Source organism: Corallococcus macrosporus DSM 14697 (genome assembly GCF_002305895.1).
Taxonomy (GTDB): Bacteria; Myxococcota; Myxococcia; order Myxococcales; family Myxococcaceae; genus Myxococcus; species Myxococcus macrosporus.
In genome coordinates this window covers 7,890,667-7,914,743 of record NZ_CP022203.1, presented here as the reverse complement: position 1 = coordinate 7,914,743, position 24,077 = coordinate 7,890,667, and the positions used below count along the sequence as shown (strand labels likewise).

Sequence of the window (24,077 nt, the reverse complement as noted above, 5' to 3'; positions counted from 1 at the left end):
GCGGGTTACTGGGGCCAGTGGTAGAGCTTGCCGTCGTTGCCTGCCACCCAGAGGTCCGCGGGGCTGGTGCCGGCGATGTCGTTGAAGACCGCGCCCGGGACCTCGAAGACGACCTGCCACTCGCTGCCGTCGTAGCGGTAGACGCGGCCGTTCTGCGCGGTCGCGTAGATCGACTTCGCGCCGAAGGCCACGATGGAGGTCAGTGATTCATTGGGCGTATTGGGAAGGGTCATCCGGGTCCATTCGTCACCGTTCCACTGAAACACGGGGTTCGCACTGGCTTGTCTTTCGCCCACGGCGAAGGCGAGCGTGTCGTTCACCACCCAGACGCCGCGGAAGCGGCCCATGTCAGAAACGTTCTCAAGGCCCTCCGAATCCCACTGCAGCGTCGTTGGGTTGAACCGGTAGATGCGCCCTCTGCTGTTTCCCGATTCGGTGCCACCTACGGCGAACAGCACGGCACGTGAGCGGCCATGGACGTCGAATAGATGTCTGACGGTGTTGCTGCCAAACACCAACGCGTTGTGGCCGGAACCTCCCGTCCATCTGAACGTCAGTCCCTGATCAGTCGAGCCGGAGGTCTCAGTGACTCCATGAACCTCCAGGACCCCTTCGTGTCGGAATCCGACAAGCCCTTTCACCCGTCGCAGGATGTCGTGTGTCTCGGAGCAGGCGTTCTGAGTCCTGTCCAGGAAGGTGAGGTGGCCATCCGATGAGCCCATGTAGAGGCGGCCCTGGTTTGCCATGTCCGCCCAGACGGCGCTCCAGCCTCGGCTGGCGTTGCCACAGTTCTGCGCATTGGTCTGGAACGTGGATGAACCCGGTGTAAGCACCGCCGTGCCACCCTGATTCCCCACGGCAACCACATCGCCGGGGAGCTCGGTGAAGATGGAGCGCCACTCCTGGTTGCTCGCGCCCACGTCGCGTGACACCCACGCGCCCGCTTCGCCCGGGCACACGCCGGGGCCTTCAGGCGCTGTGTCGCAGTCGTTGTCCAGGCCGTCGCAAATCTCCGTCGCGCCAGGGTAGGTGAACGGGTTGCCGTCGTTGCAGTCGCCGCCGGCATTCACGTACCCAGCCCCCGGCGAGACACAGGACGACGCGGCCGTGCCATCGCCAAAGCCGTCTCCGTCACCATCCAGGTACCAGTTGGTGGGCGTCTGCGTGGCCTGGCAGGTCGTCGCGATGCCCGAGCCGTCGCAGACATAGACGCCGGCGCACTGGGCCTCCGCGCTGCACGCGGTGTCGAGCTCGGGGAACGCCTCGTCAATCTGGTCGTTGCAGTTGTCGTCGACGCCGTTGCACAGCTCCGTCGCGCCCGGGCGGATGCTGGCGTTGGTGTCGTTGCAGTCGTCCGCGGGGCTCACGACGTAGCCCTGCGGGACACCCGCGCAGAAGGCGATGGGGGCGGCGTTCCGGTCGCCGTGTCCGTCCTCGTCCACGTCGGGGTAGGCCATCACGGCCAGCGGCACGTTGCAGATGACCTGGCCATTCCCACCGCACGCGCGGACGCCCTCGCAGCCCTCGCTCTCCTGGCAGCTCTGGCCCAGGCGCAGCTCCACCGTGTCCGGCTGGTCGTTGCAGTTGTCGTCGACGTCGTTGCAGAGCTCCGTCGCGGCCGGGTGGATGCCCGGGTTGGTGTCGTTGCAGTCCGTGCCGCCCGTGAGCACGGACACATAACCGTCACCGTCACCGTCCGTCGCCTGCAGGGACAGCGTCACGGGCACCGACGTGCCCTGCGTGAGCGTCACCGGCGAGGAGCGCGTCACCACGGGATTGGGGGCGTCACAGCCCTGCTCGAAGGCGCGCGCCTCGACCTGGATGGACGTGCCCCAGCCGCTGGGGGCAATCACGGCGACCGTCAGCGAGCCGCCCGTGCGCTCGCCCTTTCCGGCCACCGTGGTGGAGAGCTCCTTGCCGCTGCCTTCGTCCCGCGCGCTCACCTGAACGCAGCCAGGGAGGAAGCCCGAATAGTCCACGGTGACTTTGGCGGCGCCGGGGCTTTCGTCCTTCTTACAGCCAGCCAACGCGAGGAGAGGGAGGAGCACCAGAACACGTCGCATGCGGCCATCCTACCGCGTCCGTGCCCCGCCGCTGCATCCTCGCGCGCCGCCCGCGCCTACCTCACGGACGGGAAGTCGGAGTGGACCACCTCCAGGCGTACATCCGCGGCGATGCTGGCGGGGGTCACCAGCTCCAAATCCAGGGGGACCCGCTTTCCGTACCGTTCGCGGAGCTGCTGCTCCAGGCCCTTCACGCGGAGCGAGTCCAGCCGCTCCATCTTCCCGTACGCCACGCCCGCGCCCTGGGCGTAGGCCTTGCGCACCAGCTCCGAGCAGTACATCGCCTCATCCCCCCAGCCGAAGCGCCAGTCATAGGGCTTGCCCAGGTGGGCCTTGGCCGACGTCACCGCCCGCTGGCGCTGCGCCGCCGTCAGCGCCTGGGGCCGAAGGACGAGGATGCCGCCCTTGAGCCCCCGGGCCTTCCACTTCGAGAACCGGATGCGCTGCACCGGCTGCACGGCCTCGACGACCCAGGCGCCGTCCTCGGTCACCTCCACCATGCCCACATGGGACAGGGGGCTCTGGGTGGCCTTCTGGATGGCCCGGGACTGCGAGGAGCGCGAGGTGTGGAGGACGATGTCCCCCGTCTGCAACCGGGCCTCCAGGCCTTCCCGTGGCGCGGCGGCCGCGTTGAGGGCGCCCAGCCACACCATCCACATGACCCACCATCGCATCGACATGTCCTTTCAGGCCTTTGGCTGCGTTCACGCGGGAGGAATGCAGCCGGGATGCCAGCCTGCCTGCCTGCCCCGAGGCGGGACGCGCCGCTACGCCGATTCGAGGGTGAGGGGCACCTCCACCCGCGGCAGGTAGTGACCGCCCTTGCTCTCGAAGAGCACCAGCCGGTCCACGCGCCCTTCTCCCAGCGAGGACTCCTTCAGCGCCTGGACGCAGGCGAGGAGCGCGGCGTCGCCCCGCGGGTTCCTGGCGCGGGCCAGGGTGAGGTGCGCGGTGTACTCACGATGCTCGGGCTCGAAGCCGAGCGGCTGGAGCGCCTGGGCGGCTTCCGCCTGCAGGGCCTTCAGCGCCTCCGTGGCGCCGCGCACGTCGGCCCAGAGCACGCGCGGGTGGGCCGGCGCGCCGAAAGCGCCACCACCGGCCACGGACAGCGTGAAGGGCGCGTGACGGGCGCCCAGGGGCTCCAGGGCCTCGCGGAGGGAGGGCAGGCGTGCGTCCTCCACGTCCCCCAGGAAGACGAGGGTGAGGTGGAGGCCCTCCCGCTTCACCCAGCGGGCCTGGGGGGCCAGGGGCCGCAGCCGGTGCAGCTCCCGGGCGGTGCGCGCTTCGAGGTCGGCTCCCAGGGTGACGGCGGTGAACAAGCGCATGGCGCGTGGCTCCTGACGGCGTGGACGGGAGACACCACCCGTCGGCGCCTCTTCAGCATACGGCCGGGACACCCCCGTGGCTTCCCGGCGCGGAGGCCGGATTGGAGGCGGTGAAGCGGCTGGGCTACCGTCCAGGGCCGATGCCGAAGCGCTTCCACGTCGATGAGACGCTCCAGAAACGGCTGAACGGTTGGCGAGCGCAGGTGGGGGAATGGCTCAACCGGGTCCGCGTGGCGGGCACGGCGACCTGGTTGTTGGTGGGCTGGCTGGACGACTGGCGCGTGCCTTCGCGGGCGCTGGCCGTCTACGTGCTGCTGGCCTGTGGGCTGTGGCTGGGGGCGCGGCGCCTGCCGGCGTTGGGGCGGAGGCCCGCGCTGGGCGTGACGCTCATCGACATGCCCGCCGTCTGCTTCCTCCAGTGGCTCTCCCTCCAGGGCTCGGCGTCACCGGGCACCACCGCGCTGTTGACGCTGGGGGTGTACATCTCCCTGGTGGTCATCGTGGCGCTGCTGACCTTGTCGCGCCGCTACGTGGCGCTGGCCACGGCGTTGGCCATTGGCCTGGAGGGCTGGCTCCTGTTTCAAGCCCGGCTGCCACCCGACACGTTCCTCTCCGGCATGGTCCTGGTGCTGACGCTGGCGGCGCTGGCGGCGTCCTTCATTGGCCGGCAGGTGATGGGGCTGGTGAAGGAGGTGGCGCAGGAGGAGGTGCAGCGCGAACGGCTGGGCCGCTACTTCTCCCCCGAGGTGGCCCGTCAAATCGCGGAGCGTGGCACCGAGGCGGGCAGCGGCGAGCACCGCGAGGTGACGCTCCTCTTCTCCGACATCCGCGGCTTCACCTCCATGTCCGAGCGCATGGAGAGCCCGCACGTCGTCGCACTGCTCAACGAGTACCTGTCGCGCATGGTGGAGGTGGTGTTCCGCCACGGCGGGACGCTCGACAAGTTCATTGGCGACGGCATCCTCGCGTACTTCGGCGCGCCGCTGGAGCTGCCGGGACACCCCCAGGCCGCCGTGGCCTGCGGGCTGGCCATGCTGGAGGCGCTGGAGTCCCTCAACGCCGAGCGCGCCCGCCGGGGCGAGGAGCCGCTGCGCATCGGCATTGGCATCCACACCGGGCGCGTGGTGGTGGGGGACGTGGGCAGCGCGCAGCGGCGCGAGTACACCGTGATTGGCGACGCCGTGAATCTGGCCAGCCGCATCGAGGGGCTCACCAAGAAGGTGGGCGTCGCCATGCTCGTGTCAGGCGCCACGCAGGAGCGCTGCGGCGGCGCCTTCCAGTTCGAGCCGGCGGCGCCCCTGCCGGTGGCGGGGAAGGCGGAGCCCGTCGCCACCTTCGTGCCGCGCAAGGCGGGGCTGCTCGAGGCGGGCTGAGCGCGGCGCCCGGCGGTGGGCGAGGTCAGGCCTCACCGCCGGCCTTGCCGCGGGTGTGGCTCAGTACGCCTTGGAGAACACGATGCGGCCCGGCGAGGGCTCGCCGGTGACGACGCACTTGCCCGGCTCCTGCTTCAGGTCGAAGGGACGGCAGCGCGTGGTCAGGCCCGTCTCCTCCTTGATGCGCGCCTCCACCTTGGGGTCCAGGTTCCAGTGCGCCAGCAGGAAGCCCTGGTCCGCCTTCTCCTTCAGCTCCTCGTAGGAGTTGACCTCGAAGGTGTGCGAGTCGCGGAAGGCCTTGGCCTTGGTGAACAGGTCCTTCTGCATGGCGTCCAGCATGGCCTGGGCCTTGGACACGGCCTCGTCCAGGGACACGAACTCCTTCTGGCGCACGTCGCGGCGGACCATGACGCAGGAGTTCTTCGCCAGGTCCTTGGGCCCCAGCTCGATGCGCAGACACGTGCCGATGAGCTCGTGCTCGTTGTACTTGAAGCCCGGGCTCTTGTTCACGTCGTCGTCCAGCACCACGCCCAGGCCCGCCTTGCGCAGGTCCGCGGCCAGCGCGTTCGTCTTCTCCAGCACCTGCGTCTTCTCTTCGTCGGTGGCCTTGCCGAAGATGGGGATGATGACCACGTGCGTGGCCGCCAGCTTCGGCGGGACGATGAGGCCGGCGTCATCCGAGTGGGTCATGATGAGGCCGCCGATGAGGCGCGTGGACACGCCCCAGGACGTCTGCCACACGTAGTGCTGCTTGCCGTCGCGGCCCTGGAACTGGGTGTCGAAGGCCTTGGCGAAGTTCTGGCCCAGGTTGTGGCTGGTGCCGGCCTGCAGCGCCTTCTTGTCCTGCATCATCGCTTCGATGCTGTAGGTGCGCAGCGCGCCGGCGAAGCGCTCGGACTCCGACTTCTGGCCGGTCAGCACGGGCATCGCCATGTAGTCCTCGGCGAAGGACCGGTAGACCTCCAGCATCTGCCGGGTCTCCTTCTCCGCGTCCTCCTCGGTCTCGTGGCAGGTGTGGCCTTCCTGCCAGAGGAACTCGGTGGTGCGCAGGAACAGGCGCGTGCGCATCTCCCAGCGCATCACGTTGGCCCACTGGTTCAGGAGCAGCGGGAGGTCCCGGTAGCTCTGGATCCACTTGGAGAAGCTGCGGTTGATGATGGTCTCACTGGTGGGCCGGATGACGTAGGGCTCCTCCAGCTTGGAGCCGCCCGCGTGGGTGACGACGGCGAGCTGCGGGTTGAAGCCCTCCACGTGCTCAGCTTCCTTCTTCAGGTAGCTCTCCGGGATGAGCAGCGGGAAGTACGCGTTCCTGTGGCCCAGGTCCTTGAACTTCGTGTCCAGGACGCGCTGCATGTTCTCCCACAGCGCATAGCCATTGGGCCGGATGACCATGCAGCCCTTCACGTCCGAGTAGTCGGCGAGCTTCGCCTTCTGGACCAGGTCGACGTACCACTCGGAAAAGCCCTTCTCGCGGGGCGTGAGCTTCTCGGCCATGTGCGGAGCACCCTTCAAAAGTCGTGGAAAGAGGACGGTTGCCTACGCCGGGGCCACCCGGAAATCAACGGCCCCGTCACCCCCTGCGTCGTCCGGACGCCGGCTCCCTTCGAAGACGGGATTGCATTTTTCGACCGTTGGTCAGAATAATGAGTGGCGGTTGAATCCGCTTCCGGGAGGCAGTCATGTTTCGCCAGGTGGCCGAGGACGTGTACGCGCTGTCGGTGGAGTTCCGTGTCGGGCCGATGGACCTGGGGGGGCGGATGACGGCCGTCCGGCTGCCGGATGGGGGGCTGTGGCTCCACTCGCCCGTCCGCTTCGGTCCAGAGGCGCGGGCGGCGGTGGACGCGCTGGGGCCGGTGCGCTTCCTGGTGGCGCCCAACCTGATGCACCACCTGCACGTGCGGGACTGGGCGGCGGCCTACCCGGACGCGAAGGTCGCCGCGCCCGCGGCGCTCCAGGGCAAACGGCCGGACCTGCGCATCGACGTGGCGCTGGGGGACGCGGCGGAGGCCGGTTGGGCCGGCGTGCTGGACCAGGTGCTCGTCCGGGGGATGCCCAGGGTGGACGAGGTGCTCTTCTTCCACCGTCCCAGCCGGACGCTGTTCGTCACGGACCTGGCGTTCAACGTGCACCGGACCGGCTCGTGGTTCACCCGCGTGTACCTGAAGCTGAGCGGCGCGTGGCAGCGGCTGGCGCCCTCGCTGCTGGCCCGCTCCGTCGTCAAGGACCGGCAGGCCGTGCGCGCGTCGCTGGCCCGCGCCCAGGCGTGGGACGTGGCGCGCGTGGTGGTGTGCCACGGTGACGTGGTGGAGCAGGGCGCTCAGGAGGCGGTGCGGAATGCCTTCGCCCGGTTCTAGCGGCGGTGGCCGCAAGCCCCCGCCCGGACGCCGCCGCGCGCCGCCCACCGCCGCGCCCGCGCCCGCCGCGGGGCGCTCCGAGCGCGAGGCCCGGAAGGCGCGGCGCCAGGAGGGCCGCCGTCAAGACATCCTCGTCGCCGCGCGGGCGGTGTTGGTCCGGGGCGGCGTGTTGGGGCTCACCCTGGAGGCCGTGGCGGCGGAGGCGGACCTGAGCAAGCCTTCCCTTTTCTACTACTTCCGCTCGAAGGAGGACCTCGTCGGCGCGTTGGCGGTGGAGGGGCTGGCGCGCGAGGTGAAGGTGCTGGAGGCGGCGGTGACGGCCGCGGCCAGCGGGGTGGAGGCCCTGGCCGCGCTGGTGCGGGCCCGGGTGGATTTGTACACGGATGACCTGGACGGTTTCCGCGTCGTCTATCTGTGGCCCCAGTTGATGGGGCGGCTCTCGGAGGCCCACCAGTCGCGAATCCTGGCGCTGAGTGGACAGCTCAATGACGTGCTGGAGGCCCGGCTGCAGGCGGACGCGCGCGCGGGTCGCCTGGCCCCGGGGCTCCAGCCGCGTCGGCTGGCCAACCTGGCGTGGACCGTGGCGCACGGGGTGCTTTCGCTGGGGGCCGGACTGGAGCACTCCGGCGTGGGGACGCGCTTCACCCTGTCCCAGCTCCGTGACGAAGCCTGTGCGGTATTGCTGCGCAGTAGCGGCCAATAGGGTGGCTGTGAAGGACGGGTGGGGCGCGCTATGTAGGGTGCCTCCTTCCCGTCGTTCTTTTTGGAGGCTTCATGCGGTCGTACCTTGCATCTCTCGGGGTTGTCGGCGTCGTGTCGGCGTGCCTCGTCTCCGGTTCTGCGTTCGCCAGCTCTGTCGGCATGAGTGGGCACAGTGGCAAGCAGGGTTCGAGCCTCACCTGTGCGTCGTGCCACACCGGCGGCGGCGGGTCGCCCACGGTGACCATCCAAGGTCCGACCACGCTGGCGCCGGGCGCCACCGGCAACTACACGTTCATCGTCCGGGGCGGTCCGGCCTCCGGCGCGGGCTTCAACGTCGCGGTGAGCGACAATGGCGGCACGCTCAACGCGGGGCCGGGTTCCACCAAGATGAGCGGGGAGCTCACGCACAACGGCATCCGGGCCTTCTCCAACGGCGAGGCCCGCTTCGACTTCACCCTGGTGGCCCCGTCCACCCCCGGCACCGTCACCCTGTATGGCGCGGGCAACTCGGTGAACCAGAACGGCACCGAGCAGGGTGACTCCTCCGCGACCACCACGCTCCAGGTCACCGTGGGCAGCAGCACGGGCGGTGGTGGTGACGAGGGTGGGGACGACGAAGGCGGCGGTTGCGCCGCTGCGGGGGGCGTCCCGCTGGTGGGCGCGGCCCTGATGCTGCTCGGCACCCGCCTGCGCCGCCGCCGCCAGGCCCCGTAGGCCTTCCGTCCTTCAGGACGCTGGGGCCCTGTTGTTGACGCGAGCCTCCGGGGTGCGAACGCGCCGTCAGTGACCGGAGGCCACCGAGGCCGAGAACTCTTCCGGCAGGAAGGCGCTGAAGGGCGGTACGCGTCCCTTCCGCCGGGAGTTGCCCGCCAGCCGCAGGATGGCCAGGGACACCAGGCCCAGGCCCAGGGTGCTGCGCAGGGGCGCTGGGCGTCGCGCCCGTCGTCGCCGGGCCCGGTAGCTCAGGAGGCCGACGGGCAGCAGGGCCGCGGGAATCGCCGTCAGCGCCCACGCGCCCCAGCGAGCCCGGCCAGACGAATCGGATGCCAGTGTCGTTTCCATGAGGAAACAGGTTGGGCGTCGCCTGGAGCAGGGGGAAGGGCGGGGCGGGCCGGAGGCGGGCGGGCTCCCGGGTCGGGCCCCCCCGGTGGAGGGCGGACGCGGCCTCGCCGCCCTGCTCCCTGAACCGCCGCCTGGCCGCCCGCCCACCATGCGAGCCTGTGGGGGCGAGGCGACAGGGCCGCGGGGCGGGGCCTAACATCGCGCCCCTCCCGACATGAGCCTCCGCCGCCTCCTCCCCATCCTGTTCCTGATGGGGCCGCTCGCGTGTGCGACCGGCCCTGGCCTCCATGCCTCCACCACGCCTGTCGACACCGTGCGACGCGCGCCGGGGGAGCTGCGGGTGATGACGTTCAACATCCAATCCGGGGTCCGTGGGCTGGAGCGCGTGGCCCACGTGATTCGCGCCGCGGTGCCGGATGTCGTCGCCTTGCAGGAGGTGGACGTGGGCTCCACCCGGGCGCGCGGCCTGGACCAGACGGAGGAGCTGTCCCGCCTCACCGGCTTGAAGTACCGCGCCCACTTCCGCACCACGGACCTGTTCGGAGGCGCCTACGGCATCGCCGTGCTGTCCCGCTTCCCGCTGGAGGCGCTGGCGCAGTATCCGCTGCCGGTGCCGCGCGGCGCGGAGCCTCGCACGCTGGCCCACGCGGTGGTGGACGTGGACGGACGCGAGGTGAGCGTCTACCTCACGCACCTCATCCGCCGGCCCTTCAATGGGGGCACGCGCGTGCGGCAGAGCGCCTACGTGGCCGGGCTGCTGGCGCGGGACTCGCGGCCCAAGGTGTTGATGGGGGACCTCAACGACGGGCCGGACTCGCGCTCCACGCGGCTGCTGCGGCGCGGCCTGCAAGACGTCGTCGCCGACACGGGGACCGTGGGCGGCACCTATCCGCTGCCGCTCTTCCTGCCCACGCTGCGCATCGACTACGTGCTGGCGTGTGATGCCTTCACGCCCGTGTCCAGCCGCGTGCTGCGCGTGGACGCGTCCGACCACTACCCCGTGGTGGCGGACCTCCGGTTGAACCCGGAGGCCGCACCGGTGGTGGCGGAGCGCTCGGCCGCCGCCGGCACCGCGCCCTGAGCGAGGCGCGGGCCTCAGCCCACGTTGAAGCGGTACAGCACCTCGTTGTCGTTCCGGGTGAAGCCCTTGAGCACCTGGTGCTGGAGGTCCTGCGCGCCCAGGTACACCAGGCCGCCGTGGGCGAAGCCCATGACGGAGAGCTCGAAGTAGGGGTGCGGGCGGGGCACGTGGGTGATGCGCAGGTCCGTGTGGCCCTCACCGGGGATGACGCTGAGGTCGCCTTCGGTGAAGTAGCCCTTCCAGATGCCGGGGGTGAACAGCAGGAAGCGGCGGAAGTCACCCTGGCTGAACATCGCCTTGAGCTGGCCCTGGCCCAGGGCGTACTCGGCGGACTTCACGCCGAACTGCCACCAGGCGCTCGGGTTGTTGTCGTAGAAGCGCGCCAGCAGCGCGTCGTTGAGCTTGAGGAAGGCCTCCGCCGGCATGCGCGACACCGGCATCACCGGCTTGGCGAAGAAGGGCTCCTTCTGCGCGAATTCGGTGAGGAACGCCTTCCAGGCCGCCTCCCCGTGGGACTGCACCATCAACTGTTGCCGGGCCAGGAAGGCGACACCTTTGACTTCCATCGACGTTCCTCCACGGGAGGGTGAGCGGGAGCTCCGCGTCTGGGTTCGCGGGGCGGATTCCTCAGTCGAGCTGAAGGCCGCAGTCGCTACAGGCGCCTTCCACCAGCGGCGCGGCGGTGCCGCAGGCCGGGCAGGGGGGCTCGCCGTCCTCGGCGATGGGCGCGGCCGGGGCGGCGGTGCGGCCCATGGGCACCAGGCCTTCGCGCTCGATGCTGTCCATCCACCGCTGCTGGAGCAGGGCGGCCACGCGAGGGCCGTCCTCGGGGCGCACCAGCACCTGGAACTTCGGGCTGCAGCCCGGCTTGCTGCACGCCTCGCGGTGGACCAGCGCCGGCACGTCCGCGCCCAGGCAGGCGTCCACCAGCCGCCGCGCGTCCATCAGCGCCATCTCCGCGCAGGGCACCAGCTCCGCGTCCGACAAGGCCTTCGTCGCGTCTTCGGGAGTCATCACCCGGCTGATTGGAGCGCACCCCATGGGGCCGCGTCCAGTGCGCCCGGCCCCGCGTGTCAGCTCGCACACGCGCCCCGTCACGACGCGGCGCGGAAGCGGCGGGTCCAGACGGGCGACGCGCCGCCGCTTCCAGGGCTCGCCACGCCGGCGGTGCTCGCCGGCCACCATCGCGGCGGAGCGCGGGCCCTGGCGGCGTCGCCCAGGGGCGGATGCGCGGATTGCGCCGTGGCGCCGGAGCGGCTTCGGGCTACCGTGACGCGGGTGGCCCCCTTGTCACTCACCCCGCGCACCGCGCGCCTCACCCGGCTCCTGATGGCCGGCGTCGGGGTGCTGACGTGTGGCGTCTTCGGGCTCGCCTGGTGGGTGGACCGCTTCGGCCAGCGGGACCGCGCGACGTCCGCGGACGTGCTGGTGGTGCTGGGCGCGCGCGTGCTGCCGGGCGGCCTTCCTTCCGGGGCGCTGCTCGCTCGCACCGAGCACGCGGTGGCGCTGTACCACCGCGGCGTGGCGCCCCGGCTCGTCTTCTCCGGTGGGGTGGGCGTGAATCCGCCCTCCGAGGCGCGCGTCATGCGGGCGCTGGCGACGCGGATGGGCGTCCCGGAGGAGGCGTGCATCCTCGAAGAGGACAGCCACTCCACCGAGGACAATGCCCGGCTCACCGCGGCGCTGCTGCGAGGCCTGGGCGCGCGGCGCGTGGTGGTGGTGTCGGACCCGTATCACCTGCTGCGCGCGCGCAACCACTTCCGGCTGCAGGGCTGGGAAGTGGAGACGAGCCCGGCGCTGGACACCGAGCGCAACCTGGACCCGGTGGACCGCTTCTACTGGACGGTGCGCGAGGCCATCGCCCTGCTCGTGCATCCCCGTGTGCTGCTGGCCCGCGCGCCGGACGTCACTCCTCCGGCACCGTGAGCGCGTGCAGCTCCAGCGCGCCGCCCGGGAGCGCCACGCGGAGCAGCACGGCCTCACCCGGCTTCGCCTTCCGCAGCGCCGTCACCACGTCCTGCGCGCCGCGCACGGGCCGGTTCGCGACCTCCACCACCACCATGCCCGGCAGCAGGCCGGCGTGCTCGGCCATGGAGGCGGGGGCCACCTCCGTCACCAGCGCCCCCTCGGGAGGCAGCTCCTGGGCCTCCGCCAGCGCCGGGTCCATGTCCATCAGGCTCAGGCCCACCCGATGCTCGGCGGGGCGCTGCGAGCCTCCGACGGAGGGCGCCTTCACGGCGACGCCCTCCAGGTCGGGCCGCTCCCCCAGCGTCGCCTTCACGTCGCGCTTCTTCGCGTCCCGGTAGAGGGCCAGCGTGAGCTCCGTGCCGGGGGCCTTCTGCGCCACCAGCCGCGTGAGCGCCCCCGCCGAGTCGATGGGCTGCCCATCCGCGGCGACGATGACGTCGTCCGGCCGCACGCCAGCCCGGGCGGCCGCGGTCTCCTCGGTGACGTCGGTGACGACGGCGCCCTCGCGCACCGGGACGCCCAGCGCCTCGCCCAGGTCGGGCGTCATGTCCTGCACCAGCAGCCCCAGCCAGCCCCGGGTGACGGTGCCCTTCTTCTCCAACTGGGGCAGCAGCGATTTGACGAGGTTGCTGGGCACCGCGAAGCCAATGCCCGCGCCCTGGCCGGCGATGGCGGTGTTGATGCCCACCACCTCGCCCTTCAGGTTGAACAGCGGGCCGCCGGAGTTGCCCGGGTTGATGGCGGCGTCCGTCTGGAGGAAGTCGTCGAAGGGGCCCGCCTCGATGTCGCGCTCCTTCGCGGCGAGGATGCCCAGGCTGGTGCTGGACGTCAGGCCATAGGGATTGCCGATAGCCACCACCCAGTCCCCCACGCGCAGCGCATCCGAGTCCCCCAGCCGCACCACGGGGAGCGGCTTCGCGCCGTCCGGGCGTTCGAGCTGGAGCACCGCCACGTCGGTGAGCGGGTCGGAGCCCAGCACGCGCGCCTCCAGGTCGCGTCCGTCCGCGAGCTGCACCTGAATCTCCTCCGCGCCTTCCACCAGGTGGTGGTTGGTGAGCACCAACCCCTTGGCGTCGATGATGAAGCCGGAGCCGATGCCTTCACGCATGGGTGGGCCGAAAGGGGCGGGGCTGTCGAAGGGGGAGGGGGGCCCGTCGAAGGGGAGGCCACCACCCCAGGGCAGCTCGTTCAGCTCGCCGGGCGTCGGGGCGCCCAGCCGCACCTCCACGTTGACGACGGCCGGGCTCACGGACGCCACCAACGGGGCGACGGAGGCGAGCGCGACGGCGCGTCCGGAGGGCAGCGTGGAGCGCTTGGGGGCCGGGGCCTGCTGCTCCGCCGGGGGCGCCGTGGGAGCAGGTGGCTCCTCCGCGTCCTTCCGGCAGGCCACCAGGCCCAGCAGCACCCCCAACGCCACCCCGCGCGTGCGTCCCATCATCGCCGTCCTCCCCCTCTGGCAAGCTGCGACCGCCGCGTGGAGCGCGGGGGCCTGACCCTCCGGGCATGGGGCCTGTCAGGCAGCTCGCGGAGCGGACGCGCGGGACAGGGCCTGCTCAGCCCGTGCGTTCGCGCGGGGCGGGCGGCGCGGGCGTGGTTGGGTCGCCCATGCGCTTCAACAGCTTCTCCAGGATGCGGAAGAGGGCCTTGCGGTCCCCCGCGTCCAGGATGCCCAGGAACTGGTGCATTCCATGGACGACCACGCGGTTGAGCCGCCCCCAGGTCGACTGCCCCTCCTCCGTGAGGTGGCAGTGGACGACGCGGCGGTCGGTGGCGCTGCGCTCCCGCAGCAGGTGCCCCTGCCGCTCCAGCCGGTCCACCACGCCCGTGACTGTCTTCTCCGTGACACCCAGCCTGCGCGCCAGCTCCCCCATGGTGAGCGGGCCGTCCTGCCCCAACCAGAGGATGGCGTGGACCTGGGGGGGCGTGAACTGGAGCTGCTCACACATGCTGGCGATGGGGTCACGGAGCGAGCTGCGCCGGCCCAGCGCGAGGAGCAGGTTCTGGAGCTTCTCCAGGTCCTCGGAAACGTCTTCATCCTCTTTGTGGAATTTCCGTGACACGGAGTATCCCATAGCGGCCCCGCATGAGCGGGTCAATCCGTTGACCTGACGGACTCGGACCCGACGACAATGCCTCGCCGGTTGTCCTGATAAACGAGGTGCTACGCCATGCGTCATCTGTCCCTGCTCTGCGCCGTCTTCGTGCTGTTGGCGGGCTCGTCCGCCTGGGCGGAGAAGGTGCTGGTGTTCGCGGCCGTGAGCACCACGGACGCGCTCCAGGCGCTGGCGCCGGCCTTCACCCGGGCCACGGGCCACACGGTGGAGTTCGCGCTGGGGGCCTCCAGTGTCCTCGCGCGTCAGGCCGTGGCGGGAGCGCCCGCGGACGTGTTCCTGTCCGCCGACGTGGCGCAGATGGACGTGGTGGAGAAGGCGGGGCTGGTCGCGCCCTCCACGCGCGTGGACCTGCTGTCCAACCGGCTGGTGGTGGTGGTGCCAGTGGACGCGAAGACGGCGCCGTCGTCCGCCGAGGGGCTGCGCGGGGTGAAGCGGCTGTCGCTGGCGGACCCGGAGGCGGTGCCCGCGGGCGTGTACGCGAAGGCGTGGCTGGTGAAGGCGGGGCTCTGGGAGACGCTGACGCCGAAGGTGGTTCCGGCGCTCGACGTGCGCGCCGCGCTGGCGGCGGTGGAGACGGGGCGCGTGGACGCGGGCGTGGTGTATTCCACGGACGCGGCGCACTCGAGGCGCGCGCGCATCGCCTTCCAGGTGCCCGAGCAGGACGTGCCGCGCATCGTGTACCCGGCGGCGGTGCTGACGAAGGGCGGCGCGCTGGCGGGCGGGCGGGCGTTCGTGCGCTTCCTCCAGACGGACGCGGCCCGGAAGGTCTTCGCGCGGCACGGCTTCGGCGTGCCGGGGGCGCGGGTCCCCTGATGGAGGGCATCACGGCGCTGGTGGTGTTCACGGTGGGGGTGGCGGCGCTGGCCACCCTGCTCATCCTGCCGCCGGGGCTCGCGGTGGCGTACGCCCTGGCGCGCTGGGACGGCCCGGGCAAGGGCGTGGTGGAGACGGTGCTGACGCTGCCGCTGGTGCTGCCCCCCACGGCGGTGGGCCTGGTGTTGTTGGAGCTGTTGGGCCGTCACGGCCCGCTGGGCCGCGTGCTGGACGCGTGGGGCGTGGAGGTCGTCTTCACGCCCAAGGCCGTGGTGCTGGCGAGCGCGGTGATGGCGTTTCCCCTGCTGGTGCGCTCGGCGCGGTCGGGCTTCGAGGAGGTGGACCCCCGGCTGGTGGCGGTGGCGCGCACGCTGGGCGATTCGCGCGCGCGGGCCTTCTTCCGCGTGACGTTGCCGCTGGCCTGGCGCGGCGTGCTGGTGGGCGCGCTGCTGGCGTTCTCCCGCGCGCTGGGGGAGTTCGGCGCCACGGTGCTGGTGGCGGGCAACATCCCAGGCCGCACGCAGACGCTGTCCCTGGCCATCTTCCAGCGCACGCAGCTCGGGCGGGACGCGGAGGCGCTGCGGCTGGCGGGCGTGGCGGCGCTGCTCGCGTTCGTGGCGGTGTTCGCGACGGAGGTGGTGACGCGGCGCCGTGGGCAGCGGGTGCGCGCGTGAGCCTGGCGTTGGACCTCCGGTTGCCGCTGGCGCGCTTCACCCTGGAGGTGGACGCGCGGCTCGACGGCGCGTCCGTGGCGGTGATGGGGCGCTCGGGCTCTGGGAAGACGTCGCTGCTGGAGGTGCTCGCGGGGCTGCGGCCCGGGGCCCGGGGCCGGGTGGTGCTGGACGGGCGCGTGCTGCTGGACAGCGCCGCCCGAATCGACGTGCCGCCCGAGCAGCGCCGCATGGGCTACGTGCCCCAGGACGCGCTGCTCTTCCCGCATCTCACGGCGGAGCAGAACGTGCGCTTCGGCGTGCGGCCGGGGCGCGCCTCGCGCGTGGATGAGGCCGTGGAGCTCCTGGAGCTGGCGCCGCTGCTGCGCCGCTACCCGGCCACGCTGTCCGGAGGCGAGAAGCAGCGCGTGGCGCTGGCGCGGGCGCTGGCCACGGACCCGGCGTTGTTGCTGCTCGACGAGCCGCTCGCCGCGCTGGATGTCGCGCTGAAGGAGCGCGTGCTGCCGTACCTGCTGCGCGTGCGCGACGAGGCCCGCGTGCCGATGCTCTACGTCACGCACCAACTGGGGGAAGCGCGCGTGCTGGCCCGCGAGGCGCTGCTGCTCGAACAGGGCCGGGTGCGCGCGGCCGGGCCCGCGGCCGAAGTCCTGGGCGCCGCGGCGCGAGGCGTGCTCGCCGGTGAGGCCGAAGGGGAGGAGAACATCCTCGAAGGCGTCCTGGAGCGCCCGGAGGGTGGCGGCCTGCGGCTGCGCGTGCAGGGCGGGCTGACGCTGTGGGTGCCGGACTCGCCCGCGCTGGGCGCCGGCGCGCGCGCGGCCTATGCCGTGCCGGCCGCGGACATCCTGCTGTCCATCCAACCGCTGACGGGCGTCTCCGCGCGCAACGTCATGACGGGCACGGTGGTGAAGGTGGAGCCCGTGGCGGAGGGCGAGGACGCGGCCACCGTGGAGGTGGCGGGCGTGCGCTGGGTGGTGTGGCTCACGTCCGCCTCCGTGCGGGAGCTGGGCGTGGCGCCCGGCGCGCGAGTGTTCCTGGCGGTGAAGACCTCCGCGTGCCGCCGGCTGCGCTGACTCATGGCGGCGTGCGGATGAAGCGAACAGGCGGAGGCTGCTGAGTGAAGGTGCCGCCGCTTCCTTGAGCCTGGCCAGCGGGTCGTCTGCGAGGCGCTGGCCGCTCACACGTGCCGAGCGCGCATCGACGTCCGTGAATCACGGGCGCCATGAGGCGAGACGCCAGGCGGGCCGGGGCACACTTGAGGAGCTCGCTGTCCGGAAATGTCGGGACATTTCGCGGCGCAAAACCCCCGACATTTCCAAACAGCGAGCTCCGGAACCGGCTCCGCCCCCCCGGCGCGAGGGCCCCGTTGGGGCGACCCCGCTGAGGGGGCGCCCACTGCGACGGCTCCTTCGCTCAGCGCACCTGAGCCGCGCGATCAGCGGCCCCGCTTGCCGTCCGCCCAGTAGGCCTTGCTGCGCACGTCGCGCTTCGCGAAGCCGCGCCTTTCGAGCAGCTCCTCGCGCGACATGACCATGGCGTCCGCGCGTGCCCGGGCGGACCACGGCCGTCTATGGCAGGCCCACCAGCCTCGGCCAGTCCTCGGTGACCGGGGCCACCTCGGCGGCACTCCGCCTGGGTGACGCGGTGGGCTTCGCGAACCAGGGCACAGGGTGTTCGCCAGGACTGCGGGCACCTCATGCATGGGTGCTCCCAAACGACGAAGAATCTGCTGTCTAAATATTGAATATGAGAATCGTTATCAACTAGGGTGCCACGCGCGGAGGCCGGAATGGCACAGCGACGTGTGCGTCCTGTCCTGGCCGTCGGTGGTCTCCGGCTCCGCACCATTCGAGGGAGAGGGCCGTTGATGAAGACTCACACCGAAGAAGCGATGCACACGAAGGCCGGCAAGCAGGGCCTGTGGGTGCTGGCCGCCGTGGCGATGGCGCTGGCCCTGTTGGTGAACTGTGGTTCGTCCGAGGAGGACCCCACCCCGGTGCCTGACGCGGGGCAGACGGCGGACTCCGGGACGAACCCGACGCCGGACTCTGGAACCGAGCCGGAGCCTGACGCGGGCACCGAGCCCGAGCCGGACGCTGGCACCGAGCCCGAGCCGGACGCGGGCACCGAGCCGGAGCCGGACGCGGGCACCGAGCCGCTGTGCCAGAGCGACGTGCCCTGCAGCGAGCAGAGCATCGACCGGCTGAACCTGCTCACCACGCCGTCGACGTCGCCGATGTACGAGGAGGAGGCGCCCGCGGGCGAGTTCCGTTCCTACATCGACGCCCGCGCGGGTGGCCTCTCGGTGAACCAGTCCTACACCTACGCCCGCTTCACGCCCGAGGGCCTGTCCCGGGTCAGCATCGATGACCAGACGTCGCTGGGTGACCCGGGCTGGGACATCGCGTTCCGCCGCTACTACATCCGGGTGAACGGCGGAACGTCCGGCCCGTCCTGCGTCGGCGTGGCGCGGTTGCCCATGGGCACCCGCTTCGAGACCGTGAACGCCGTGCCCGCGGACCTGACCTTCCAGTCGGACGCCTGGTTCACCGACGCGTGTGAGTTCCTCCCGGATAACTCGGGCCTCGCCGGCCCGACGATGGCGCTGAGCAGCTTCTGGGCCTACGAGGGCTGCGTGCGGATGACGGGGGAGGTCTTCATCATCAGTCTGGCCGACGGCCGTCACGTGAAGTTCGAGGTGACGTCCTATTACGACGTGCCCGTGCAGGAGCACTGCAACGCGAACAACGAGCTGCCGTCGGGTGTGCCGAGCGGCTCGGGTCAGCTCCGCGTGAAGTGGGCCTTCCTGCCATGAGGCTCCGGGCGCTGCTCCTGCTGCTCCCTTTCGGGTGTGGGCCTGTCCAGCAGGCTCCGCGTGAACCGCACGAGCGTCACGACGCGTTCGTGACGTGGGAGGCGGGGATGCAAGCGGGAGCGCGCCCCACCTCGCCCTCGGCGATGCCGCCGCGCTTCGACGAGGGCGAGGCGGTGGAGTCGGTGGTGTCCCCTGGGGGACTCTTCCGAATCCACTTCTCCCGGTCGGGCTCCAACGCCGTGCCGGCGGCGGACTCGGACGGGAGCGGTATTCCGGACGCGGTGGAGACGGTGGCGGCCGCGTATGACCGCGTCGCCGTCTTCTACGAAGGGCTGGGCTTCCGCCTGCCGCCGGGTGACGGCTGGGTGGGGAGCGACAACGGCGGCGACGGCCGCTTCGACGTGTACCTGGTGGACTTCGGCGGAGTCGCTGACGGCGCCTTCCGGCTGGACGGCTGTCTGGAGGAGGCGTCGCGGTGCACCGGGCACATGCTCCAGGAGAACGACTTCGCGGGCTACAGCTACCCCTCTTACGAGGAGGCGGTGGACATCCTGGCCAGCCACGAGTTCTTCCACGCGGTGCAGGCCGCCTATCACCCGGGGCTGGGCAGCGTGGCTTCGGAAGGCACCGCGGTCTGGGCCAGTGAGCGCTACCGGCCCGCGCTGGATGACCTGGAGCGCTTCACCGCTGCGTACCTGTCGCGTCCGGACCGCACCCTGGTGCTGGACCCGGAAGGGCCCGCGGTGTCCTTCAGCTATGGCACGGGCATCTACTTCCAGTTCCTGGGCGAGCGCTTCGGGGATGGCGTGGTGCGCGCGCTGTGGGAGGCGAGCATCGTGACGCCGTCGGTCCGCTGGCCGGTGCTGGTGGAGACGGCGCTGCGACGCGACTGGGGCGCCGACTTCGACACCGCCTTCGCCGAGTTCGCGCTGTGGAACCTGGCCACCGGGGCGCGCCGGCCGCGGGGCGCGGGGTATGAGCATGGCGCGGGCTACGCGCCGCTGACCGTCGCCGCTCGCGCGCTGCCGGTGTCGGAGCCCTCCGTGCGGGTGGCGGCCGCGTCGACGCGCTACTTCGAGGTGGAGGGTGGCGCGCCCTCCGTCACGGCGTCCTTTGAACCCACCCCGGGGGTGGACTCCCCCGCCGTCCACCTGCTGGTGGCCGCGGTGACACCGACGCAGGTGCTGCGCGTCTCGCGCGCGGATGGCGCGGGGAGCCTGTCGGCCCGCGTGGACGCCGGGGACGCGACACACGTCATCGTCGCGGTGGTGGATGGACGGCTCGAAGGCGTGGGCCGCTACGGTCGGCTGTGCATCTCCGGCGAGGACTCCGGGGCGACCTGCGTGGGCGCCCCCCCGCCAGACCCGGACGGTGGGACCGGGAGCGACCCCGATGGTGGGGCGGACGCCGGCACCGGGAGCGACCCGGACGGTGGCGTCATCGGTGCGCCGGATGGCGGCGTGGACGCGGGCACCGGAGGTGACCCGGACGGTGGTGCCGGGCCGGGCGAGCCTCCACCGCCCGACGAAGGCGGCTGTGGCTGTTCGTCCGCGTCGGGCGGGTTGTCGTGGGCCCTGCTCCTGCTGCTGGTGGCCGCCTTCGTCCGGCGCTGAGCAAGGTTCGTTCAATGCTTGTGCATGGCCCGGGCGGATTTGTTCGACGGTGCCGGCGTGGGCGTCATCCGCGTGACAGTCAGGCGCGAGAGGTGCACGAAGGCGGCTGAAGCGGGAACATCCCGTATCGCGTTGGACGCTATCTCCGATTATGCGTCCACTCTCCACCGCCGCGAATGACCGGGAACACCATGCTCAGTGCCTCAGGCCAGGACCGCTCGCCCTTCATCCGCGCCGTGGGGCGGGCGCTGCCGCCGCATTACGCCAGCCAGGAGCAGCTCATCGCCGCGTTCCGTGAGTTGTGGGCCACGCGGCACTTCAACCTGGAGCGGTTGGAGGACCTGCACCGCGCGGTGCAGGTGGGCGGACGGCACCTGGCGCGGCCCCTGGAGGACTACCCCTCACTGGTGACGTTCCAGCAGCGCAATGACGCCTGGATTCGCTCGGCCACGGAGCTGGGGGAGACGGTGGCGCGAAAGGCCCTGGAGGCGGCGGAGCTGACGCCGCGGGACGTGGACCACGTCTTCTTCGTCACGGTGACGGGCATCGCCACGCCCAGCATCGACGCGCGGCTGGCCAACCGCCTGCGCCTGCGTGAGGACTTCAAGCGCACGCCGCTCTTCGGGTTGGGGTGCGTGGCGGGCGCGGCGGGCGTGGCGCGGGCGGCGGACTACCTGCGCGGCTTCCCGGAGCACACGGCGCTGGTCATCGCCGTGGAGCTGTGCTCGCTCACGTTGCAGCGCGAGGACCTGTCCATCCCGAACATCATCGCCTCCGGCCTCTTCGGTGACGGCGCCGCGTGCGCGGTGCTCCGGGGCGCGGCGGCGCCGGGGGGCCAGGGGCCGCGGGTGGTGGCGTCGCGCTCCGTGTTCTACCCGGACACCGAGCGCATCATGGGCTGGGACGTGGTGGACACCGGCTTCAAGGTGGTGCTGTCCGCCAAGGTGCCGGGGTTGGTGAAGGACCACATCCGCGGCAACGTGGACGGCTTCCTCGAGGCGCACGGCCTGAAGCGCCAGGACATCCGGCACTGGGTGGCGCACACCGGCGGCCCCAAGGTGCTGGAGGCCTTCGAGGAGGCGCTGGAGCTGGCGCCCGCGACGCTCGCGCGCTCGTGGGCCTCCCTGCGCGAGGTGGGCAACCTGTCCTCCGCGTCGGTGCTCTTCGTGCTGGGCGAGACGCTGGAGCAGGTCCAGGCGCAGCCGGGGGACTGGGGCGTGATGATGGCCATGGGGCCGGGCTTCGGCGCGGAGATGGTGCTGCTGCGATGGTGACCTCCACCCAGGCCCTCTTCCTGGGCTTCATGGCCGCGCTCGTCGTGGAGCGGCTGGTGGAGCTGGTGCTCTCCAATCGCAACGCCGCCCGGGCCTTCGCGCGGGGCGGCGTGGAGACGGGGCAGCGGCACTACCGCTTCATGGTGGTGTTCCACACGCTGTTCCTGGTGGCGTGCGTGGCGGAGGTGTTCGGGCTGCGGCGCGGCTTCCCGGGCGCGTGGGGTTGGGCGGCGCTGGCGGGCGCGGTGCTGGCGCAGGGGCTGCGGTACTGGGCCATCGCCACGCTGGGCGACCGGTGGAACTCGCGCATCATCGTGGTGCCGGGGCTGGCGCCGGTGACGGGCGGGCCCTATCGCTTCCTGCGCCATCCCAACTATGTCGCGGTGGTGCTGGAACTGGCGTGCGTGCCGCTCATCCATGGTGCGTGGTGGACGGCCCTTGTCTTCTCGGTGGGCAACGCGGCGCTGCTCTACGTGCGAATCCGCGCGGAGGAGGCGGCGCTGGGTGAGGTATACGCGCAGGCGTTCTCCCACCGTCCCCGCTTCATCCCGGAGGTGCCACGTGGCTGAGCCCGAACTGGAGGTCCTGGCGGAGATTCACCGCATCGTCACCGACGAGCTGGAGTGGAAGGGCGCGGTCGAGCCGGGACAGGACCTGGTGCGCGACCTCCAGTTGGACAGCCTGGGGCTCACGGTGTTGGCGGTCGGGCTGGAGAATCGCTTCCGCATCCGGCTGTCCGAAGAGGATGCGCAGGGCGTGCGCACGGTGGGGGACCTGGCCAGGCTGGTGGCTCGGCGCGTCGCGGCGCCGGCGGAGCCCGTGGCGGAGGAGGCCCTCCCGTGACGGACGCGGGCTCGCGGCTGGTGGGGCCGGCGCTGCCGGCTCGGAGGCACGCCACGGTGAACGCGGCGCTCGCGGCCACGGGCACCACGTCCCCGCTGGGCCTCACCTTCGTGGACGCGGCCGAGCGCGAGGTGTCCCTGCCCTGGGCGGAGGTGTACCGCCGGGCGAAGCGGACCGCGGCGGGGCTGGCGCGGCTGGGCGTGCGCGAGGGCGACCGGGTGGCCTTGCTGCTGCCCACGTCGCCGGCCTTCATGGACGCCTTCTTCGGCACGTTGCTGGCGGGCGCGGTGCCGGTGCCGCTGTACCCGCCCGTGCGGCTGGGGCGCCTGGAGGAGTACCACCGCGCCACCTCGCGGATGCTCCACGTGACGGGCGCGGTGATGGTGCTGACGGACAGCCGGGTGCGGCTGCTGCTGGGGCCCAGCGTGGAGCGCGCGCGTCCCCGGCTGGGCTGTCACACGGTGGACGAGGTGTCCAAGGGCGATGACGTGCTGGAGGCCGCCGTGCGGCCCGGCGCGCTGGGGCTCATCCAGTTCTCCTCCGGCTCCACGGTGGACCCGAAGCCGGTGACGCTGACGCACGAGGCGCTGCTGGCGCAGGTCGCGGCGCTGGAGGTGGAGATGCCGCTGGGGCCGGACGTGCCCCGGGTGGGCGTGAGCTGGCTGCCGCTGTACCACGACATGGGGCTCATCGGCTGTCTGCTGGCCGCGCTGTACTACCCGGGCAGCCTGGTGCTGATTCCGCCCGAGGTCTTCCTCGCGCGGCCCTCGCTGTGGCTGCGCGCGCTGTCACGGCACCGGGCCTACATCTCGCCCGCGCCCAACTTCGCCTATGGGCTGTGCTTGAAGCGGGTGAGGGACTCGGAGCTGGAGGGCGTGGACCTGTCGTCGTGGCGGCACGCGCTCAACGGCGCGGAGCCGGTTTCCGCGGACACGCTGCGCCGCTTCGCGCGGCGCTTCGAGCGGTGGGGCTTCTCCGCGCGGGCGCTGCGTCCGGTGTACGGGCTGTCCGAGGCGTCGCTCGCCGTCACCTTCCCGCCGGCGGGCCGGGGGCCTCGCGCGCTGGGGGTGGACGCGGCGCTGCTGGCCCGGGAGGGCCGGGTGGCGGAGGGCTCGCGCGAGCTGGTGAGCGTGGGCAGGCCGGTGGCGGGCTTCGAGGTGGAGGTGCGCGGCGAGGCGGGCGAGCCGCTCGCGGAGCGACACGTGGGCCGGGTCTTCGCGCGGGGGCCGTCGCTCATGTCCGGCTACTTCGCGGACGCGCAGGCCACGGACCGGACGCTGACGCGGGACGGGTGGCTGGACACCGGAGATTTGGGCTTCCTCGCGGACGGTGAGCTGTACCTCACGGGCCGGGCGAAGGACGTGGTCATCATCCGCGGGGCGAACCACGCGCCCCAGGCCTTCGAGGAGCCGCTGCAGAACGTGGAGGGCGTGCGCACGGGCTGCGCGGTGGCGCTCGGCTTCACGCCCGAGGGCGGCGAGGACGAGGCGCTCCTCATCCTGGCTGAGCGCGCAGGGGACGAGGCGGATGACGTGGTCGAGCAGCGCATCCGCACCGTGGTGGTGGAGGCCACGGGCGTGCGGCCTCACACCGTGCGGCTGCTGGAGCCGGGGACGTTGCCGCGCACGTCCAGCGGCAAGCTGCGCCGCGCCGAGGCGCTGCGGCGCTATCTGGCGGAAGCGCTGGCGCCGCCGAAGAAGGTGGGCGCGGTGGGGCTCGCGGTGGAGATGGCCAAGAGCGCGCTGGCGATGGTTCGCGCGGAGCGCGACACCTGAGGCTGGCGGCGGTGGGAGGCGGGGCTCCTCGCTCGCTGGCGGCGAGCGTCATGCGAGGGGGCGCGTGAAGGCGCCCACCGCGCGGTCGCTGTCGGCGCGAGAGGCGTTGTCATCCTGTTCCGGCGGCGCCGAGAATCACCCGGAAGCAGGACACGCGGCTGCTGTCCGCGCGGGCGAGGCCGGCGCCGGTATGAGGCCCGCCGTCATGGGAGTGCGAGCCCCGAAGGAGTCCAC

The 24,077-nt window shown here is 71.9% G+C and carries 24 protein-coding genes; 15 read left to right on the top strand and 9 right to left on the bottom strand.

Annotation, left to right across the window (positions count from 1 at the left end):
- Nucleotides 1–5: 5 nt before the first annotated feature.
- The 3 genes from MYMAC_RS32045 to thpR form a co-directional block, all read right to left on the bottom strand.
- Nucleotides 6–2,063, bottom strand: coding sequence for a MopE-related protein (locus tag MYMAC_RS32045; protein ID WP_095960813.1), 2,058 nt, complete (start codon nucleotides 2,061–2,063; stop codon nucleotides 6–8).
- Between the two features lie 56 nt (nucleotides 2,064–2,119).
- Nucleotides 2,120–2,737 carry a YiiX family permuted papain-like enzyme gene (locus tag MYMAC_RS32040; protein ID WP_095961764.1) on the bottom strand — a complete coding sequence of 206 codons (618 nt, stop codon included), beginning with the start codon at nucleotides 2,735–2,737 and terminating at the stop codon, nucleotides 2,120–2,122.
- 93 nt (nucleotides 2,738–2,830) lie between these two features.
- Complete coding sequence (thpR, locus tag MYMAC_RS32035) at nucleotides 2,831–3,388, bottom strand: RNA 2',3'-cyclic phosphodiesterase (protein WP_095960812.1); 558 nt, start codon at nucleotides 3,386–3,388, stop codon at nucleotides 2,831–2,833.
- 110 nt (nucleotides 3,389–3,498) lie between these two features.
- Here thpR and MYMAC_RS32030 point away from each other — a divergent pair, with 110 nt between their 5' ends.
- Nucleotides 3,499–4,761, top strand: a complete 1,263-nt coding sequence (locus MYMAC_RS32030; RefSeq protein ID WP_239989652.1) for an adenylate/guanylate cyclase domain-containing protein — start codon at nucleotides 3,499–3,501, stop codon at nucleotides 4,759–4,761.
- Nucleotides 4,762–4,821: 60 nt separating this feature from the next.
- Here the strand turns inward: MYMAC_RS32030 and proS are convergent, their stop codons facing one another.
- Nucleotides 4,822–6,273 (bottom strand): proline--tRNA ligase, encoded by a 1,452-nt coding sequence (gene proS, locus MYMAC_RS32025; protein ID WP_204817083.1) that lies wholly within the window; start codon nucleotides 6,271–6,273, stop codon nucleotides 4,822–4,824.
- A gap of 167 nt (nucleotides 6,274–6,440) precedes the next feature.
- Here proS and MYMAC_RS32020 point away from each other — a divergent pair, with 167 nt between their 5' ends.
- From MYMAC_RS32020 to MYMAC_RS32010, 3 genes are all read left to right on the top strand, one after another.
- Nucleotides 6,441–7,115 carry a DUF4336 domain-containing protein gene (locus MYMAC_RS32020; RefSeq protein WP_095960810.1) on the top strand — a complete coding sequence of 225 codons (675 nt, stop codon included), beginning with the start codon at nucleotides 6,441–6,443 and terminating at the stop codon, nucleotides 7,113–7,115.
- Complete coding sequence (locus tag MYMAC_RS32015; RefSeq protein ID WP_095960809.1) at nucleotides 7,096–7,818, top strand: TetR/AcrR family transcriptional regulator; 723 nt, start codon at nucleotides 7,096–7,098, stop codon at nucleotides 7,816–7,818. Before MYMAC_RS32020 ends, MYMAC_RS32015 begins: the two co-directional genes overlap by 20 nt.
- Nucleotides 7,819–7,889: 71 nt before the next feature.
- Entirely contained in the window at nucleotides 7,890–8,531 is a 642-nt protein-coding gene (locus tag MYMAC_RS32010) for an MXAN_6652 family MXYO-CTERM-anchored protein (protein WP_095960808.1), read from the top strand.
- Nucleotides 8,532–8,597: 66 nt separating this feature from the next.
- Here MYMAC_RS32010 and MYMAC_RS32005 read toward each other — a convergent pair whose 3' ends face one another.
- A complete protein-coding gene (locus MYMAC_RS32005) occupies nucleotides 8,598–8,879 on the bottom strand; it encodes a hypothetical protein (RefSeq protein WP_239989141.1) in 282 nt (93 codons plus the stop codon).
- Between the two features lie 214 nt (nucleotides 8,880–9,093).
- Between MYMAC_RS32005 and MYMAC_RS31995 the strand changes: the two genes are divergently transcribed.
- Nucleotides 9,094–9,960 carry an endonuclease/exonuclease/phosphatase family protein gene (locus tag MYMAC_RS31995; protein WP_095960806.1) on the top strand — a complete coding sequence of 289 codons (867 nt, stop codon included), beginning with the start codon at nucleotides 9,094–9,096 and terminating at the stop codon, nucleotides 9,958–9,960.
- 14 nt (nucleotides 9,961–9,974) lie between these two features.
- On the opposite strand, the gene MYMAC_RS31990 is transcribed toward MYMAC_RS31995, so the two are convergent.
- Both MYMAC_RS31990 and MYMAC_RS31985 read right to left on the bottom strand, forming a co-directional pair.
- Nucleotides 9,975–10,526 carry a hypothetical protein gene (locus tag MYMAC_RS31990; protein ID WP_013937708.1) on the bottom strand — a complete coding sequence of 184 codons (552 nt, stop codon included), beginning with the start codon at nucleotides 10,524–10,526 and terminating at the stop codon, nucleotides 9,975–9,977.
- 61 nt (nucleotides 10,527–10,587) lie between these two features.
- The gene (locus MYMAC_RS31985) at nucleotides 10,588–10,974 is read right to left on the bottom strand and encodes a hypothetical protein (RefSeq protein ID WP_013937709.1); all 387 of its coding nucleotides are present in this window, start codon (nucleotides 10,972–10,974) and stop codon (nucleotides 10,588–10,590) included.
- Between the two features lie 264 nt (nucleotides 10,975–11,238).
- Between MYMAC_RS31985 and MYMAC_RS31980 the strand changes: the two genes are divergently transcribed.
- Entirely contained in the window at nucleotides 11,239–11,886 is a 648-nt protein-coding gene (locus tag MYMAC_RS31980) for a YdcF family protein (RefSeq protein WP_239989651.1), read from the top strand.
- Here the strand turns inward: MYMAC_RS31980 and MYMAC_RS31975 are convergent.
- Both MYMAC_RS31975 and MYMAC_RS31970 read right to left on the bottom strand, forming a co-directional pair.
- Nucleotides 11,867–13,366 (bottom strand): trypsin-like peptidase domain-containing protein, encoded by a 1,500-nt coding sequence (locus MYMAC_RS31975; protein ID WP_095960805.1) that lies wholly within the window; start codon nucleotides 13,364–13,366, stop codon nucleotides 11,867–11,869. The genes MYMAC_RS31980 and MYMAC_RS31975 overlap by 20 nt on opposite strands.
- Nucleotides 13,367–13,481: 115 nt before the next feature.
- Nucleotides 13,482–14,000: a MarR family winged helix-turn-helix transcriptional regulator gene (locus MYMAC_RS31970; protein WP_013937722.1), complete on the bottom strand. Its 519-nt coding sequence runs from the start codon at nucleotides 13,998–14,000 to the stop codon at nucleotides 13,482–13,484.
- Between the two features lie 96 nt (nucleotides 14,001–14,096).
- Between MYMAC_RS31970 and modA the strand changes: the two genes are divergently transcribed.
- The 9 genes from modA (at nucleotide 14,097) to MYMAC_RS31925 (ending at nucleotide 23,843) form a co-directional block, all read left to right on the top strand.
- Entirely contained in the window at nucleotides 14,097–14,855 is a 759-nt protein-coding gene (gene modA / locus MYMAC_RS31965) for a molybdate ABC transporter substrate-binding protein (RefSeq protein ID WP_095960804.1), read from the top strand.
- Complete coding sequence (modB, locus tag MYMAC_RS31960; RefSeq protein WP_095960803.1) at nucleotides 14,855–15,529, top strand: molybdate ABC transporter permease subunit; 675 nt, start codon at nucleotides 14,855–14,857, stop codon at nucleotides 15,527–15,529. The genes modA and modB overlap by 1 nt, the downstream gene beginning before the upstream one ends.
- Nucleotides 15,526–16,596: a molybdenum ABC transporter ATP-binding protein gene (gene modC, locus MYMAC_RS31955; RefSeq protein ID WP_095960802.1), complete on the top strand. Its 1,071-nt coding sequence runs from the start codon at nucleotides 15,526–15,528 to the stop codon at nucleotides 16,594–16,596. The genes modB and modC overlap by 4 nt, the downstream gene beginning before the upstream one ends.
- A gap of 794 nt (nucleotides 16,597–17,390) precedes the next feature.
- Nucleotides 17,391–18,338, top strand: a complete 948-nt coding sequence (locus tag MYMAC_RS31950; protein WP_239989140.1) for an HmuY family protein — start codon at nucleotides 17,391–17,393, stop codon at nucleotides 18,336–18,338.
- Complete coding sequence (locus MYMAC_RS31945; RefSeq protein WP_239989139.1) at nucleotides 18,335–19,951, top strand: MXAN_6640 family putative metalloprotease; 1,617 nt, start codon at nucleotides 18,335–18,337, stop codon at nucleotides 19,949–19,951. Before MYMAC_RS31950 ends, MYMAC_RS31945 begins: the two co-directional genes overlap by 4 nt.
- Nucleotides 19,952–20,142: 191 nt before the next feature.
- Nucleotides 20,143–21,225 carry a type III polyketide synthase gene (locus MYMAC_RS31940; RefSeq protein WP_095961760.1) on the top strand — a complete coding sequence of 361 codons (1,083 nt, stop codon included), beginning with the start codon at nucleotides 20,143–20,145 and terminating at the stop codon, nucleotides 21,223–21,225.
- Nucleotides 21,219–21,794, top strand: a complete 576-nt coding sequence (locus MYMAC_RS31935) for an isoprenylcysteine carboxyl methyltransferase family protein (RefSeq protein ID WP_095960799.1) — start codon at nucleotides 21,219–21,221, stop codon at nucleotides 21,792–21,794. The genes MYMAC_RS31940 and MYMAC_RS31935 overlap by 7 nt, the downstream gene beginning before the upstream one ends.
- Entirely contained in the window at nucleotides 21,787–22,068 is a 282-nt protein-coding gene (locus MYMAC_RS31930; protein ID WP_095960798.1) for an acyl carrier protein, read from the top strand. Before MYMAC_RS31935 ends, MYMAC_RS31930 begins: the two co-directional genes overlap by 8 nt.
- On the top strand, nucleotides 22,065–23,843 hold the full coding sequence (locus MYMAC_RS31925; RefSeq protein WP_095960797.1) for a fatty acyl-AMP ligase: 1,779 nt from the start codon (nucleotides 22,065–22,067) through the stop codon (nucleotides 23,841–23,843). Before MYMAC_RS31930 ends, MYMAC_RS31925 begins: the two co-directional genes overlap by 4 nt.
- Nucleotides 23,844–24,077 lie beyond the last annotated feature (234 nt).

Coding starts and splice junctions, on each gene's coding strand:
- modA (WP_095960804.1), top strand. CDS start 14,097: ATGCGTCATCTGTCCCTGCTCTGCGCCGTCTTCGTGCTGTTGGCGGGC.
- MYMAC_RS32005 (WP_239989141.1), bottom strand. CDS start 8,879: ATGGAAACGACACTGGCATCCGATTCGTCTGGCCGGGCTCGCTGGGGC.
- MYMAC_RS31990 (WP_013937708.1), bottom strand. CDS start 10,526: ATGGAAGTCAAAGGTGTCGCCTTCCTGGCCCGGCAACAGTTGATGGTG.
- MYMAC_RS31950 (WP_239989140.1), top strand. CDS start 17,391: ATGAAGACTCACACCGAAGAAGCGATGCACACGAAGGCCGGCAAGCAG.
- MYMAC_RS31935 (WP_095960799.1), top strand. CDS start 21,219: ATGGTGACCTCCACCCAGGCCCTCTTCCTGGGCTTCATGGCCGCGCTC.
- MYMAC_RS31970 (WP_013937722.1), bottom strand. CDS start 14,000: ATGGGATACTCCGTGTCACGGAAATTCCACAAAGAGGATGAAGACGTT.
- MYMAC_RS32045 (WP_095960813.1), bottom strand. CDS start 2,063: ATGCGACGTGTTCTGGTGCTCCTCCCTCTCCTCGCGTTGGCTGGCTGT.
- MYMAC_RS32040 (WP_095961764.1), bottom strand. CDS start 2,737: ATGCGATGGTGGGTCATGTGGATGGTGTGGCTGGGCGCCCTCAACGCG.
- MYMAC_RS31995 (WP_095960806.1), top strand. CDS start 9,094: ATGAGCCTCCGCCGCCTCCTCCCCATCCTGTTCCTGATGGGGCCGCTC.
- MYMAC_RS32020 (WP_095960810.1), top strand. CDS start 6,441: ATGTTTCGCCAGGTGGCCGAGGACGTGTACGCGCTGTCGGTGGAGTTC.
- MYMAC_RS31940 (WP_095961760.1), top strand. CDS start 20,143: ATGCTCAGTGCCTCAGGCCAGGACCGCTCGCCCTTCATCCGCGCCGTG.
- modB (WP_095960803.1), top strand. CDS start 14,855: ATGGAGGGCATCACGGCGCTGGTGGTGTTCACGGTGGGGGTGGCGGCG.
- MYMAC_RS31975 (WP_095960805.1), bottom strand. CDS start 13,366: ATGATGGGACGCACGCGCGGGGTGGCGTTGGGGGTGCTGCTGGGCCTG.
- thpR (WP_095960812.1), bottom strand. CDS start 3,388: ATGCGCTTGTTCACCGCCGTCACCCTGGGAGCCGACCTCGAAGCGCGC.
- MYMAC_RS31985 (WP_013937709.1), bottom strand. CDS start 10,974: ATGACTCCCGAAGACGCGACGAAGGCCTTGTCGGACGCGGAGCTGGTG.
- MYMAC_RS32010 (WP_095960808.1), top strand. CDS start 7,890: ATGCGGTCGTACCTTGCATCTCTCGGGGTTGTCGGCGTCGTGTCGGCG.
- MYMAC_RS32015 (WP_095960809.1), top strand. CDS start 7,096: ATGCCTTCGCCCGGTTCTAGCGGCGGTGGCCGCAAGCCCCCGCCCGGA.
- MYMAC_RS31945 (WP_239989139.1), top strand. CDS start 18,335: ATGAGGCTCCGGGCGCTGCTCCTGCTGCTCCCTTTCGGGTGTGGGCCT.